We start from the raw sequence: 12,497 nt of genomic DNA on the forward strand, positions 1-12,497 counted from the left end.
TTTAGCCTTTAGCCTTTAGCCTTTAGCCTTTAGCCTTTAGCCTTTAGCCTTTAGCCTTTAGCCTTTAGCCTTTAGCCTTTAGCCTTTAGCCTTTAGCCTTACATCACTCCCCGCGCCGCTCAATTATGCTGTACAAAACCATTCCTGCCAGCATCGACGCAACAAATATCAATGCCTTGGGTTGTCCTGCGGCCGCGCTTACCACAGCCGGGCCGGGGCAAAAACCTGAAAGTCCCCAGCCGATGCCAAAAACCAGACTGCCTATCAGCAAACCTTTATCCAGCCCTGTTACAGAGGACAGCTGCATAGGTGCTCCCAACAAGCTGCGCTTGCGTTTTTTAGCGACAGTAAAGGCAGCAGCGCCGATCAGCACTGCGCCGCCCATGACGAATGCGAGAGACGGGTCCCAAGCCCCGGCCAAATCCAGAAAACCTATGACTTTCGATGGATCGGTCATGCCGGAGATGATCAGGCCTAAACCAAACAACAGGCCGACGAGAAAAGCATTAAGATTCAACATGGTTATAGCCCTATCAAATGGCGAGTCAGATAGACGGTGATAAAACCGGCCATCATGAAAGTCAGCGTTGCGACAATGGAGCGCATCGATCCGCGGGAAATGCCGCAGACGCCGTGGCCGCTGGTGCAGCCTGACGCATAACTGGTGCCCAGGCCGACCATTAGACCGGCAATGATCAATTGCACGGTTCCGGCTTCGATAGTCGCAGCGGGCAGATCGGTGGCTATTTGATAAACGTAAGGTGCAGCGGCCATGCCGAGCAGGAACATCACGCGCCAGAGCTTGTCTCCTTTGTCGGCCTGAAGCAGGCCGCCCAAAATCCCGCTGATGCCGGCAATCCGGCCATTCAATAACACAAACAGTGCGGCGGCAATGCCGATCAATAAGCCGCCGGATAGGCCGGCAATATAGGGGTTGTGGGTAAAGTCAGATAAATTCATTTTTTTCTCTAAAATATGGGTACTAAATCATTCGTGACGTCAAAAAGGCTTAACAACCGCCAGAATGATAATACCGACCAGAAACAAAACCGGCACTTCATTCATCCAGCGATAAAAAATATGGCTGCGCCGGTTGCGGTCATGTTTGAAATCGAACAGCCACACGCCGCAAAAATAGTGGTAAACCAGCGTCAGCGCCAGCAGCGCCAGTTTTGCGTGCAGCCAACCGGCATTGGCATAAACAGCCCAGTCGTAAGCAACCAGCATCCAAATGCCGAATATCAAGGTCGCTATCATGCCCGGCGTCATAATGCCGAAGAACAGCTTGCGTTCCATGACCTTAAACCGTTCATTGCTGATCTCGTCATCGCTCATTGCGTGATAAACATACAGGCGCGGCAGGTAAAACAGGCCGGCAAACCAAGTGACCATAAAAATCAGGTGTAGTGCTTTTAACCAGAGCATGGACTAGCCTTTAAGTAGTGATTCGATATTTGTTTTCATTTTCGCCAAGTCGAAAAGGCCGATTTCTTTTTTAACAACCGAACCGTCCGGGGCAATTAAAAAGGTGCTGGGCGTAAACATCACGCCGCCGAAAGCCTGGGCGTGTTCCGAATTTAAATCCAGCGCCACATTGTAGGGCAGTTGCTTAGTCTTAGTCATATCGACGACGTGATTCGGCGGGTCGTAATACATCGCAACGGCAATCATCTCAAGACCCGAGGCATGATACTGGGCATAAAGATCGATTAAGTCGGGAATTTCTTTGATGCAAGAGGGGCAGTCAGTCGCCCAAAATGTGACAATAACCGGCTTGCCGCGCAAATCGGTTAGCGCGATTTTTTCACCAGTGATGGTGGTAAACGTAACGTTAGGCGCTGATGTGATGGTTTTGTTGCAGCCTATTAAAACAAGCATTAACAGTAATAAAGCGAATGCCCGGTTTTTAATTTTCATGGATTAATAATGTCATTGTAAAATCGGACAACATACCTAATTTAAAAAACTATAACAACTCTCAGCCAGCAGATAAGCAAACTGCAACCGCACAGCCTGGCCGATATTTCGCAGAAAATAAAAATCCTCTCCATCGGTCGGCGCTTAAAGGACGACGCCCAGTTCAAAAAAATGGCCGCCGCACTGTTAACGGTAAACGAATCGACATCCACTACACCGCCAGAGGCGCTTACGCCGCGCAAACCGAAAGAACCGTCTCGCCGCAACAACTCATTTACTATCGCGACAACTGGTATCTGGCGGCCTACTGCCACCACCGGGATCAACTGCGGGTGTTCACCGTAGACAACATCGGCTCAGCAAAAATACTAGATCAAATTGCCTTGTCGATCGATCCAAAACAGCTGGAACAATTCCTCACTTCGTCCTACGGCATCTTCAGCGGCGATGCGGAACAGACCGTCGTCCTGGGATTTACCAAAGCCCGAGCCAAATGGGTCGCCGATGAAAACTGGCATCCCAACCAGCAAGGACAATGGCTGGGCAACTACCAGCTGAGCATCCCGTTCAACGACAGTCGCAAATTGATCATGGACATCCTCAAGCACGGCGCAGAAGTGGAAGTGTGATATTGATTCATGCAACAATGACAAGATAAGATGGATATAAAAAACTCCTCATTCGTTGTATATTTTTTTAAATTTGTAACATGCCTGAATACTTGAATATACAGCCATCACCCATCTCTCTTATAGAATCACTCAGGGAAATCGGTTATTCCATGGAAACAGCAATTGCTGACATCATGGATAACAGCATTACCTCTGGAGCATCTTCAATACATCTTCGCTTTGCGTGGAATACGGGAGAACCCTGGTTAGCTATTATTGATGATGGCTCAGGAATGTCGTCTGATGAAGTAACCAGCGCCATGAGGTTGGGCAGCAGTAATCCTTTGAATACACGTCCTGAGGAAGACTTGGGGCGATTTGGCCTAGGTTTAAAAACTGCGTCATTTTCCCAATGCAGGCAACTGACGGTTATCACACGAAAACAACAGCAAACATCAGCCAGAAAATGGGATCTGGATACCATTACAGAAAAGCCCGATAGTGGTTGGAACTTGCATATCCTGAGTGATGAAGAGATTAAGGGTATCACTGAAATCGATTCAATCATTGATGATTTTATGTCCAGGGAAAGCGGCACGATCGTTCTGTGGCAAAAACTGGATCGGCTGGACAATTTTGATGAATCCGGGATGGGTGAGAAAAAATTGAATAGCCTGATTAATGAGGCAAGGAAACATATCGAATTAACATTTCATCGTTTTCTTTCTTTTTCGCGAGGAAAGAAAAGTCTGCGTATTTCGATTAATGGTGATTTTCTTGAGGCATTCAACCCTTTTAATCCTTCGAACCTTGCAACCAGAGAACTTCCCGAGCAAAAAATTTATCTGCATAATGAAAAGATAACCATACAGCCCTATGTATTACCTCATTACAACAAGGTATCTCGAGAAGAGTATGAAAAATATGCGGGTGATGCAGGTTATCTTCAGAATCAGGGATTTTATGTTTATCGCAACCGTCGCCTGATTATCAAAAGTACCTGGTTTCGGTTGATACCCAAAGAAGAGCTGACTAAATTACTTCGTGTCCGAATTGATATACCCAACACACTGGATCATTTGTGGAAAATTGATGTTAAAAAAGCTAACGCCTCTCCTCCTGAAAGCATCAGAAAACAGCTTAAACAGATAATTCATGATATACAGGATCAGGGAAAGCAGGTTTATAAGCAGAAAGGTAAACGCCTGAGAGATTCGGTAAAAGTACCAGCATGGAATAGAACTGCCACTGCAGGAAAAATAGTTTATGGAATTAACAAAACTCATCCTCTGATAACGCAGCTTGAAGAACAATTACAATCAGCACAGCGGGAACAGTTAAAGGATGTGCTTCTAATGCTGGAAAGTTTGCTTTCCAGCCGAACTATTTTATAGTGACGTAGCCAAGAAACCCGAAGAATTGGAAAAGCCAGTTTTTGACATTGAATGTTTTTCCCTTCTTCCGGATAGATTCACCATGACAATATTTTCTTAAGGAAGTAAATGGCTGCTAGAACTGGGTGGACTCATCAACAACTGTTAGTGGCATTCAATCTATATTGCCAAATGCCATTCGGAAAAATGCACTCCCGTAACCCGGAGATCATTCAATATGCTGAATTGATTGGCAGAACGCCATCAGCACTGGCGATGAAATTGACAAATATCGCCAGCCTTGACCCAGCAATAACTTCAACAGGTCGAAAGGGACTACAAGGTGCATCAGCAGCGGATAAAATTATGTGGGAAGAAATGCAGGCCGATTGGGAGCAGTTCGCCATCAAGTCTCAGCAGGCGGCCAGTACTTTTGGAACGACTACAAAATTCGAAGCCACCATCAGCGACACTTCCATACCGGATGAGATTATCGATTACACTGGGAGTAACAAAACAGTTCAGACAACGACTCGTGTTGGTCAAGATTTTTTCCGGCGTTCGGTACTTAGCGCCTATAACTTTCGGTGCTGCGTTACAGGACTGGCTATACCCAAACTGTTGGTAGCGAGCCACATCGTACCTTGGCGGATTGATGCGGCAAATCGACTCAATCCTAAAAATGGTCTTTGCTTGTCGATGCTACATGACAAAGCGTTTGATACTGGCATCATCACTATCGCGGAGGATATGACGATTAGTGTTTCCCGGGAATATGCAGCAAATGCAGATCATTTTTTCAAATCGGCATTATTGTCCTATAACGGCAAGCTGATAGCATTACCAGAAAAATTCCATCCTCATAGAGAGTTTCTTGACTACCATCGGCAATATGTTTTTAAAGCATAGAAAAATTCAATTGATTTAATTATCAAAAGGTTTTAAAAACCTTTTTCATATAAAAAATTTTACATTAAATAATTACCCCATGTATTTAGAAAAACTAATTATAAAAAACTTTAGGTCGATTAACGAGCTAACTTTAAACTTCAATAAAGGTTTGAATGTGTTAATTGGCGAAAACAATTCTGGCAAGACTGCAATATTCGATTCACTTAGACTATGTTTAGGTTATGGAAACCAAAAAAGAGATATTTATATTTCCTTAAGTGATTTTCATATTGATAAGTCTGTAATCACAGACACACTTAATAATATAGAGTTTCATTTATATTTTAAAATTGAAGATATTATTGAAACAGCATGGTTCAATGATATGTTGAATACCAACGAAGATGGTACACAGGATATTCAACTTCATTTTAAATATTTCATAGATGAAAAAAATAATCTTAGACGTGTTAAATATAAAGTTTGGGGTGGATCAAATGAAGGGCAAATGGTTACTCCAGAAGTTCTATCTTTATTATATCATGTTCATTTAGACGCTTTGCGAGATGCTGAACAGCATTTAAGACCAATTAGGGGTAATAGATTAGGACAACTTTATTCCAATATTCAAACCGACACTGACAAGGAAATAGATAAAGAAAAAAAGAAAGGAATTGCTAGCAGGATAAAAACATCCGTTGATGCAGATGCAGACTGGATTGCACATATTAAAAATGGGAAAACAAAAATTAATGAGCATTTAAAAGAAACTAATTTCACTGAAAAACATCACCCTATTGATGTTGATTTTTTGCCTTATGATTTTAATAAGCTTGTAGATAATCTTAAAATGCAAATTCCTGTTTATACTGATGCTTTATTAGAAGGAGATACAACAAAACAAAAGTATTTCGATTTATACCAGAATGGCCTTGGGTATAATAATTTGATATATACAGCAACAGTTTTAGGGGATTTGAAACAAAGAAAGGAATTTGAAAAAGAAACATACATTGCTCTTTTGATTGAAGAACCCGAAGCTCACTTGCATCCGCAGTTGCAAAACTTGTTTTTTAATTATCTTAATAAGTTGGATACTGAACTTGGATTTCAAATATTCATTACATCACATTCTCCAACAATAACGGCAAAGGCAGATTTAAAATCTGTTATCGTTTTGCAAAACAAAAACAATAAAATACATTCTCTTTCAATACTCCAGTCAGGGCTTACTGACCTTAATAGAAAATATCTACATAAATTTTTGGATGTTACAAAATCTCAATTATTTTTTGCTAATGGTGTTATTTTAGTTGAAGGTATTTCCGAGGCATTATTGATGCCAATATTCAGCAAAATAATGGGTGATAAATATGATATTGAAAAAGCAGGTATTGAATTAGTAAATATTAATGGCATTGCATTTGAGCATTTTGGTAACTTATTTAACAATGATGACGAAACGAAAATATTAATAACAAAATGCTGTATTATTACAGATGATGATAGAAATTCTGCAACAGATGAAATTTCATCAAGAGCCGCAATGGCTAAGGATTTAGAAAAACATAATTTAAAAGTTGCTCTTGGAGAGGTTACTTTCGAGTTTGAGTTATTTATAGCCGGAAATAATAAAGATATTTTACTTAATATATTTGAAGAGATGTACCCTAAAGCAGCCCAAAAAATTCAGCAAGATACCAATATTAAAGTTTACGCAAAAAGCTTTTTAGAAAAAGTCAAATCCAATAAAGCAAAATCTGAATTGGCTCATAGATTAGCATTAAAGCTTTCAACTGATGCAACAGCTAGTGAAAATTTTACAATACCTGAATACATACAAAACGCTATCAAGTTTGTTTTAAATAAATAAGCCAATGTACGATACTTTAACAGAAAAACAACATGAAATTGTATTTGAAAAATCAGGCAAATTTGTCGTTAGGGCTTGTCCGGGAAGCGGCAAAACTTATTGTGTAAGTGCCAGACTTTCAAGACTAATAAACAGTTGGGATAAAAATTATCAAGGCATAGCTTGTTTATCTTTTACAAATGTAGCTTGGCAGGAGATTGAGAAAAAGTATAAAGAAGTTTTTAATACTAATTACAATATTAGTTACCCCCATTTTTTAGGAACAATAGATAGCTTTATTAATAAGTATATCTTTTTGGCTTATGGGCACTTAGTACTTAAATGTAAAAACAGACCAGTATTGGTAGGAGAACCTCATGGAATTTGGACAGGGAGGTTTTTTAGCGATAGTTTTTTCGATAATCTAACTTTTAATATTGATGGGGAAATATATGCTTTAAATCCAAGATTAATGCCAAATAATTGGAATTCTAACTCCCAAATTATTAGTTCTAAAAACAGATTAATTAAATGTGGCTATGCTAATCAATCTGATGCAAATTATTTTGCAATAAAAATTCTTGAGAAATACCCACAAATAGCTAAATCAATAGCATTGAGGTTTCCAATTATAATAATAGATGAAGCTCAAGATACATCTGAAATTCAAATGAAGATTATCGATTTGTTAATTGCAAACGGACTTAATGAAATAATGTTAGTTGGAGATCCAGACCAAGCAATATTTGAATGGAATGATGCCAGACCTGATTTATTAATCGAAAAATTTAATGCTTGGCCGAATTCAATCATTTTGAATGAGAATAGAAGAAGCTCACAGAATATTTGCAACTATACACACAAAATTTCTTCATTATCAGAACCATCTATTTCTGTTAATGAAGAAATAAAGGAATTTCATTTTCGGCCAAAAGTGATTACATACACAACAGCGAATTTACGTGAAATAGTTAATTTATTTGTGCAAGAATGTGTTGCTAATGGAATTGAAGAGAATGAACAAAATATTTCAATTCTTTACAGAAGTAAAGGTTTAATTAATGAAATTACAGGAGTTACAGAAATTCCATTTAATACAAAAGTTTGGTCTCAGCACAGTAGTTATACGAAAGATTTTGCAAAAGGGAAATATTTATATGATAGAGGACAATTTAAAAACGGCTTTAAACTCATAGAAAAAGCTATTGTAAAAATTTTCAATAATCTTTCTCATTGTCGGGAAGAAGATATTGAAAATATAATAAAGAAAATGGGGTTCATTAATTTCAGAACTGCTGTTTTTGATTTTATTAATCTTCTTCCAGAAACTAATATAGCAATCGGTGATTGGGTAACACAAGTAAATGCGAATTTTGTAGCTGAGAATATTGAAAAGAAGCTTCAAATCGAAAATGCAGGAAAAAGACTCACATTTCAACAATTATTTTTAAATGAATATGATAAGACATCACCATTTAATTATAGACTTGGGACTGTACATAGTGCGAAAGGTGAAACTTTTGATGCAACACTTTTAATTTTAAAATCAAAAGGAGTAGGGCAAGCATATAAGACAATATTAAAAAATAATATTTCTATTACTGACAGTGAAGAATTAAGAATAGCTTATGTTGGAATGACAAGACCACGAAAAATATTAGTTCTTGCTGTTCCAGACGATACTAACAAAGCTGCATGGGAAAGTAAGTTTAACTTGTAACGCGCATTCACGCATATAACAAAACAAAAATATAGCGCAAGATCACTGTTCATATATCCTTGGATTTCATGATTTATCGTACTTGGCATATTTTTGTCACAATACCAAATTAATCAATTTTTCAGGCAATATATGGTAAAAAATAAGATTATCAGTTAATACTGGATGAAAGTATTCCTTTTACATTTTCCATGACGAAAACGGCTGGCTGGAAATTTTTGATAATTCTTAGATATTCCTTGTATAGAAAATGCCGATGATCATCTTCTGCTCTGTATTCACTGTTGCCCTTGTTTCTGGCTCTGCCAACAAGTGAGTAAGCCTGGCATGGAGGGCCACCTATCAGTACCCAGTTATTTGATTTTTTAAGTCTTTATTTAATTAGAACGTCTAAATCCAGGTTGCAATCATCGCCCAGCGTAAATTGCAGTGCTTCTTTATTAGCTTTGTCGGCCTGTGTCGGATATATTTTGAACAACTCATCTTCAGGACTATTACCCAATTTGCCAGCAATGTATCCATAGTATTCCGGCGGAAGTCCGTCTTTAAATTGACGTGTGAAAGCACGTAGTCTTAGGGTTCTCCATGCGCTGATTTCCTTTTCAACGGAAAGAGTTATATCAAATGGTTTCCTTCCATCTGGTACGACAAAAGTCGATGTTCCTTCAGCAAGTCCTCCGGGCCCGGCAAACAGGTCAATGACAGGTATATAATTCTCCATATTATTAATTTTTCAGATTTATTATTTTCTAGGTATAGCATCATACCAGGTTTTAACAGAATGGCAGATATTGTAGATAAAGTAACTCGTTCCAGAATGATGTCAGGAATAGGCGGAAAAAATACAAAGCCGGAAATTCTTATTCGTAAAGGTCTTCATGCTCTTGGATTCAGATACAGATTATACAGCCTTAAGCTACCGGGTAAGCCCGATATTGTACTGCCCAAGTACAGAGCAATAATTTTGATAAATGGTTGTTTCTGGCACGCACATAACTGTCATCTTTTCAAATGGCCCTCTACGAGGAAAGAGTTCTGGGAAGCAAAAATACTTTCAAATAAAAAGCGCGACCAAGAAAATCTTAAGCAATACTCTGATTCCGGCTGGAAAACTTTAGTTATCTGGGAGTGCGCTCTTAAAGGAAAAACAAAATTACCTATTAAAGCTGTTTTTGATGGAATCGTGCATTGGATTGTTTACGAAAGAGCTAATTGCAATATTCAGGGGAAGTTCAAATAAAATTAAGAGTCTCTTTCAATGCATAATGAGTCTGAAGGAGTATTGTATTTCTAATGGAAGATTATCCGGGTAGGATGGGCAAGCGTCTGTTTGCTCGCCCGTTCGAGGAATGGGTTTGTTAGCAGATTGAGCAATTGCAGGACAGGCTGTATGCATGGCTTTGTGCTATGCACAAGTTGTTCGTGGTGGATAAAAGAGCATTCAACGCTTAGAAAATATTCACTTACAAGTCGTCAAAAGTGTCCTGTTTCCAATATTAGGATTGGGTTAAAAATAACTTCCTGAAATTACTGTCTTCTATCGGCAAGCCGTTCGTGCTGACCCTTCGATAAGCTTAGGGCGAACGGAAAATTTTACCTGGTCCATATCGGGAAGTTATTAATGACCGTATCCTGAGTTGTTTTGAGCCACCCAGTCTTGCAGCCGTTCCACCACCCATGTTCCGTCATCCAGCGTCAGGTCGTGGCCTGCCCAAGGGTGGCGGCGCAGCTCCAGGTTCCATTTTTTGTGTATCGCCTCGGAGCAGGCCGGAGCGACCAAACGGTCGCCTTGCCCGTTTAATAATAAAACCGGCTGTTTGGGTTTTATCTCGCCGGGCCGATAGCTTGCAGCCGCTATGATCTGGCGGAAGCTGTTGTTAAGGCTGATGGGGCGCTCATTGTGTATTTTTGCCCAGGCTCGGCTTACCCGTTGATCCTGCGCCGCGCCAGTTCCCGGCTGGCTTGCGGCATACACACCATCCCTGGCGATATGTCGGCGATTACTGACCAACTGCAAAATTCCCGATTCCCGTTTATAGATGTCGCGGGTCATAACCAGCGCGGCAAAGTCCTTATAACTTTGCCAGCGCAGCCGCTGATAAAAGGGGCTTAAATCGGCAAAGCTGGTGTTCATCAGGGTTGCGCCGCAAATATCTTCGGGATAGCTTCTCATCCACTCCCAGGCGACCATCGCGCCCAGCGAAAGCGCCAGTATCGTTGCCGGTTGTTGTATGAAACCCCGCTCCAAGGCATGACGGCGAGTGCTGTCGGTGATCGCCTTGATCGTGCATGGGCTGGGCTCCCGATAAAAACAACCGGTGCCGGGTAAATCGATCAGCGTTATTTGAGCGTCTGGAAACGCCGATTGTAAAAGTGGGATGAAATCGCCCCAGTGCGCCGACTCGCGCGCCAGGCCTCTCAGCAGAATCCAGTTGTTCCCAATCGTTTTATTCATACCAAAGACCCAATGCCTTTTTTTCATAGGCCGCTTTTTGCCGCGGTTTAAGTCCGGTCCATTTCTCGGGATACAACAGGCTGCGGTGCAAGAAATCAAACAGCATAAAATGCCGCCGGAAAATCCGTTGCTGGCGGTGAGGCAACAGCGGGTGAAACAAGCCATGCCGCGAGAACAGGTGCATCGGGCTTTTGCGCAGCCAAAGCCATGAACCCATTTCCAGCGTCAGCGGCAGGAATAAGCGTTCGGCCTCAAACCGCCGGACAAAATCATCGAACAGGTAATCCCACAGGTCGCCGTTAATGACGTATTCCAGGCAGGTCGGTTCAATCCTGTAGATATGGTGTTGGTAGCAACGGTCGAACAGTTCTTTCAAAGCCAGGGTTTCGGCAAGAAAGGCGAACGGGGTTTTGCGCGAGGCATACGGAAACCATAACCGGTCCTGAATGCCGAAACCCGAGTGCAAATCCAGCGCAATGGATAACGACGAGTTGAACAGGTGTTGATCGACGACGCGGCATAAGGCTTGCGCTTCCTTTTCCATTTTGGATTCGTCGCCGCGGTACCAGGGCAGGCGTGGCGTGATGCGGTGGCCGCTGTAAAGGCGCGTTGAGCCTATGCCTTCTACGGGCGAATTGCGCATCAAATCGACGCCGTTGCCGTTAGAACGCGTACCCAGATAAACGCCGACCGGGTTGACGATGGGTACAAAAACCAGCCGGGATTTTTTTAGCCGGGCGAGGAATTCCTGATCCCAATCCAGCAACTGGATGATGGTTTCCATATAAGACAGGATCACTTCGGAACCGATTTTCTCCAGGCCATGCACGCCGCCGAAAAAGGCCAATACAGGCACATCGGGCTGGGTTGAACCCAGTGTGATGCAGTGAATCGGGAATTCGAGGTTTTGGTATTGAATCCGTTCTATGACCTCGGTTTGGGCGCGGTCTCCTAATTGCTCAATAATGCGTTCAAGTTGTTCGAGTTCAGGGAATTTAATGCCAGTCATAATCCGAATCAGCAGTTATAGTCTACGAAAAAACAAATATAACCCCATTCCCGGAAAAACAGGTTGCGATAATAATTCCTTTTTCATGCAGATTTTCAATGACGGGCGATCAGAATATCCGCGCTACTTTAAACGTAGAAATCATCAGGAAACCCTGAATTAAAAAGACGAGCGGCCAATAATTCAGGCTTTGAGGGAAGCTGCCGACAAGCAGGAAAAGCGCGGGGAACAAAACGCCGTTCACGGAAATAGGCACGCCTTCGAAACCCGCGTTTTCGGAAATATTATAGCGAGCAAGCCTAAGCATGCCGCAGGCGACAAAAAACAACGCGACTGCGATTCCTAAAACGCCGGGGGAGCTCAGCGAATAAAACAACAAGGCGGGGGCAACGCCAAAGGATACCAGGTCGGACATGGAGTCGATTTGTTTGCCGAAAAGATTCTTTTGATGCAGTAGGCCGGCTATTTTTCCGTCCAGCACATCGAACACCACCGCCAAAAACAGCAGCAATGCGCTTAAATCAAAAAAGCCGTCAATAGCCAGCAAAATCGAGAGGATGCCGCAGCACAGGTTTCCGACGGTAAAAATATCGGCAGTTTTCATCAGACTTAGAATTTTCATGGCGTAGCCTGTGGTTGGCGTTAGATGATCCTGGAAAAACCAGTTGA

General features: G+C 41.6%; 15 protein-coding genes and 1 pseudogene. 7 read left to right on the forward strand and 9 right to left on the reverse strand.

The genetic code is table 11. The annotated features are described in order from the left end of the window. Positions 1-103: 103 nt before the first annotated feature. Genes B0F88_RS17700 through B0F88_RS17715 form a run of 4 tightly spaced genes read right to left on the reverse strand, consistent with a single transcriptional unit; the run spans position 104 to position 1,917 of the window. A complete protein-coding gene (locus B0F88_RS17700; protein ID WP_104425277.1) occupies positions 104-520 on the reverse strand; it encodes a YeeE/YedE family protein in 417 nt (138 codons plus the stop codon). Between the two features lie 2 nt (positions 521-522). Next, positions 523-960: a YeeE/YedE family protein gene (locus B0F88_RS17705; RefSeq protein WP_104425278.1), complete on the reverse strand. Its 438-nt coding sequence runs from the start codon at positions 958-960 to the stop codon at positions 523-525. A gap of 39 nt (positions 961-999) precedes the next feature. Then, positions 1,000-1,425 (reverse strand): protoporphyrinogen oxidase HemJ, encoded by a 426-nt coding sequence (hemJ, locus tag B0F88_RS17710; RefSeq protein ID WP_104425279.1) that lies wholly within the window; start codon positions 1,423-1,425, stop codon positions 1,000-1,002. A gap of 3 nt (positions 1,426-1,428) precedes the next feature. Then, a complete protein-coding gene (locus tag B0F88_RS17715) occupies positions 1,429-1,917 on the reverse strand; it encodes a peroxiredoxin family protein (protein WP_104425280.1) in 489 nt (162 codons plus the stop codon). Positions 1,918-2,123: 206 nt separating this feature from the next. Between B0F88_RS17715 and B0F88_RS20015 the strand changes: the two are divergent. The 6 genes and pseudogenes from B0F88_RS20015 to B0F88_RS17740 form a co-directional block, all read left to right on the forward strand. Then, a pseudogene (locus tag B0F88_RS20015) lies at positions 2,124-2,222 on the forward strand (WYL domain-containing protein); the annotation flags it as partial. A 27-nt stretch (positions 2,223-2,249) separates the two neighbouring features. After that, positions 2,250-2,546 carry a WYL domain-containing protein gene (locus B0F88_RS17720; protein WP_445641282.1) on the forward strand — a complete coding sequence of 99 codons (297 nt, stop codon included), beginning with the start codon at positions 2,250-2,252 and terminating at the stop codon, positions 2,544-2,546. A gap of 152 nt (positions 2,547-2,698) precedes the next feature. Continuing rightward, on the forward strand, positions 2,699-3,922 hold the full coding sequence (locus B0F88_RS17725) for an ATP-binding protein (protein ID WP_181049950.1): 1,224 nt from the start codon (positions 2,699-2,701) through the stop codon (positions 3,920-3,922). Between the two features lie 108 nt (positions 3,923-4,030). After that, complete coding sequence (locus B0F88_RS17730) at positions 4,031-4,810, forward strand: HNH endonuclease (RefSeq protein WP_104425283.1); 780 nt, start codon at positions 4,031-4,033, stop codon at positions 4,808-4,810. A 79-nt stretch (positions 4,811-4,889) separates the two neighbouring features. Then, the gene (locus B0F88_RS17735) at positions 4,890-6,665 is read left to right on the forward strand and encodes an ATP-dependent nuclease (RefSeq protein WP_104425284.1); all 1,776 of its coding nucleotides are present in this window, start codon (positions 4,890-4,892) and stop codon (positions 6,663-6,665) included. Between the two features lie 4 nt (positions 6,666-6,669). Then, the gene (locus tag B0F88_RS17740; RefSeq protein WP_104425285.1) at positions 6,670-8,364 is read left to right on the forward strand and encodes an ATP-dependent helicase; all 1,695 of its coding nucleotides are present in this window, start codon (positions 6,670-6,672) and stop codon (positions 8,362-8,364) included. Positions 8,365-8,515: 151 nt separating this feature from the next. Here B0F88_RS17740 and B0F88_RS19965 read toward each other — a convergent pair whose 3' ends face one another. Both B0F88_RS19965 and B0F88_RS17750 read right to left on the reverse strand, forming a co-directional pair. Continuing rightward, entirely contained in the window at positions 8,516-8,710 is a 195-nt protein-coding gene (locus B0F88_RS19965) for a DNA cytosine methyltransferase (RefSeq protein ID WP_104425310.1), read from the reverse strand. A 27-nt stretch (positions 8,711-8,737) separates the two neighbouring features. Further along, on the reverse strand, positions 8,738-9,085 hold the full coding sequence (locus B0F88_RS17750) for a hypothetical protein (protein ID WP_104425286.1): 348 nt from the start codon (positions 9,083-9,085) through the stop codon (positions 8,738-8,740). Positions 9,086-9,145: 60 nt separating this feature from the next. Here B0F88_RS17750 and B0F88_RS17755 point away from each other — a divergent pair, with 60 nt between their 5' ends. After that, positions 9,146-9,604: a very short patch repair endonuclease gene (locus B0F88_RS17755; protein WP_104425287.1), complete on the forward strand. Its 459-nt coding sequence runs from the start codon at positions 9,146-9,148 to the stop codon at positions 9,602-9,604. 378 nt (positions 9,605-9,982) lie between these two features. On the opposite strand, the gene B0F88_RS17760 is transcribed toward B0F88_RS17755, so the two are convergent. The 3 genes from B0F88_RS17760 to pssA all read right to left on the reverse strand — a co-directional run bounded on the left by B0F88_RS17760 (position 9,983) and on the right by pssA (position 12,450). Continuing rightward, the gene (locus tag B0F88_RS17760; protein WP_104425288.1) at positions 9,983-10,819 is read right to left on the reverse strand and encodes an alpha/beta fold hydrolase; all 837 of its coding nucleotides are present in this window, start codon (positions 10,817-10,819) and stop codon (positions 9,983-9,985) included. Further along, the gene (locus B0F88_RS17765) at positions 10,812-11,828 is read right to left on the reverse strand and encodes a M14 family zinc carboxypeptidase (protein WP_104425289.1); all 1,017 of its coding nucleotides are present in this window, start codon (positions 11,826-11,828) and stop codon (positions 10,812-10,814) included. The genes B0F88_RS17760 and B0F88_RS17765 overlap by 8 nt, the downstream gene beginning before the upstream one ends. A 109-nt stretch (positions 11,829-11,937) precedes the next feature. Continuing rightward, positions 11,938-12,450: a CDP-diacylglycerol--serine O-phosphatidyltransferase gene (pssA, locus tag B0F88_RS17770; protein ID WP_104425290.1), complete on the reverse strand. Its 513-nt coding sequence runs from the start codon at positions 12,448-12,450 to the stop codon at positions 11,938-11,940. Positions 12,451-12,497 lie beyond the last annotated feature (47 nt).

Origin of the sequence: Methylobacter tundripaludum (genome assembly GCF_002934365.1) — a bacterium.
GTDB classification, from domain to species: Bacteria; Pseudomonadota; Gammaproteobacteria; order Methylococcales; family Methylomonadaceae; genus Methylobacter_A; species Methylobacter_A tundripaludum_A.

Bases quoted from the DNA above. Each gene is read 5' to 3' on its own strand.
- B0F88_RS17700 (WP_104425277.1), bottom strand. From the start codon at position 520: ATGTTGAATCTTAATGCTTTTCTCGTCGGCCTGTTGTTTGGTTTAGGC.
- B0F88_RS17705 (WP_104425278.1), bottom strand. From the start codon at position 960: ATGAATTTATCTGACTTTACCCACAACCCCTATATTGCCGGCCTATCC.
- hemJ (WP_104425279.1), bottom strand. From the start codon at position 1,425: ATGCTCTGGTTAAAAGCACTACACCTGATTTTTATGGTCACTTGGTTT.
- B0F88_RS17715 (WP_104425280.1), bottom strand. From the start codon at position 1,917: ATGAAAATTAAAAACCGGGCATTCGCTTTATTACTGTTAATGCTTGTT.
- B0F88_RS17725 (WP_181049950.1), top strand. From the start codon at position 2,699: ATGGAAACAGCAATTGCTGACATCATGGATAACAGCATTACCTCTGGA.
- B0F88_RS17730 (WP_104425283.1), top strand. From the start codon at position 4,031: ATGGCTGCTAGAACTGGGTGGACTCATCAACAACTGTTAGTGGCATTC.
- B0F88_RS17735 (WP_104425284.1), top strand. From the start codon at position 4,890: ATGTATTTAGAAAAACTAATTATAAAAAACTTTAGGTCGATTAACGAG.
- B0F88_RS17740 (WP_104425285.1), top strand. From the start codon at position 6,670: ATGTACGATACTTTAACAGAAAAACAACATGAAATTGTATTTGAAAAA.
- B0F88_RS17750 (WP_104425286.1), bottom strand. From the start codon at position 9,085: ATGGAGAATTATATACCTGTCATTGACCTGTTTGCCGGGCCCGGAGGA.
- B0F88_RS17755 (WP_104425287.1), top strand. From the start codon at position 9,146: ATGGCAGATATTGTAGATAAAGTAACTCGTTCCAGAATGATGTCAGGA.
- B0F88_RS17760 (WP_104425288.1), bottom strand. From the start codon at position 10,819: ATGAATAAAACGATTGGGAACAACTGGATTCTGCTGAGAGGCCTGGCG.
- B0F88_RS17765 (WP_104425289.1), bottom strand. From the start codon at position 11,828: ATGACTGGCATTAAATTCCCTGAACTCGAACAACTTGAACGCATTATT.
- pssA (WP_104425290.1), bottom strand. From the start codon at position 12,450: ATGAAAATTCTAAGTCTGATGAAAACTGCCGATATTTTTACCGTCGGA.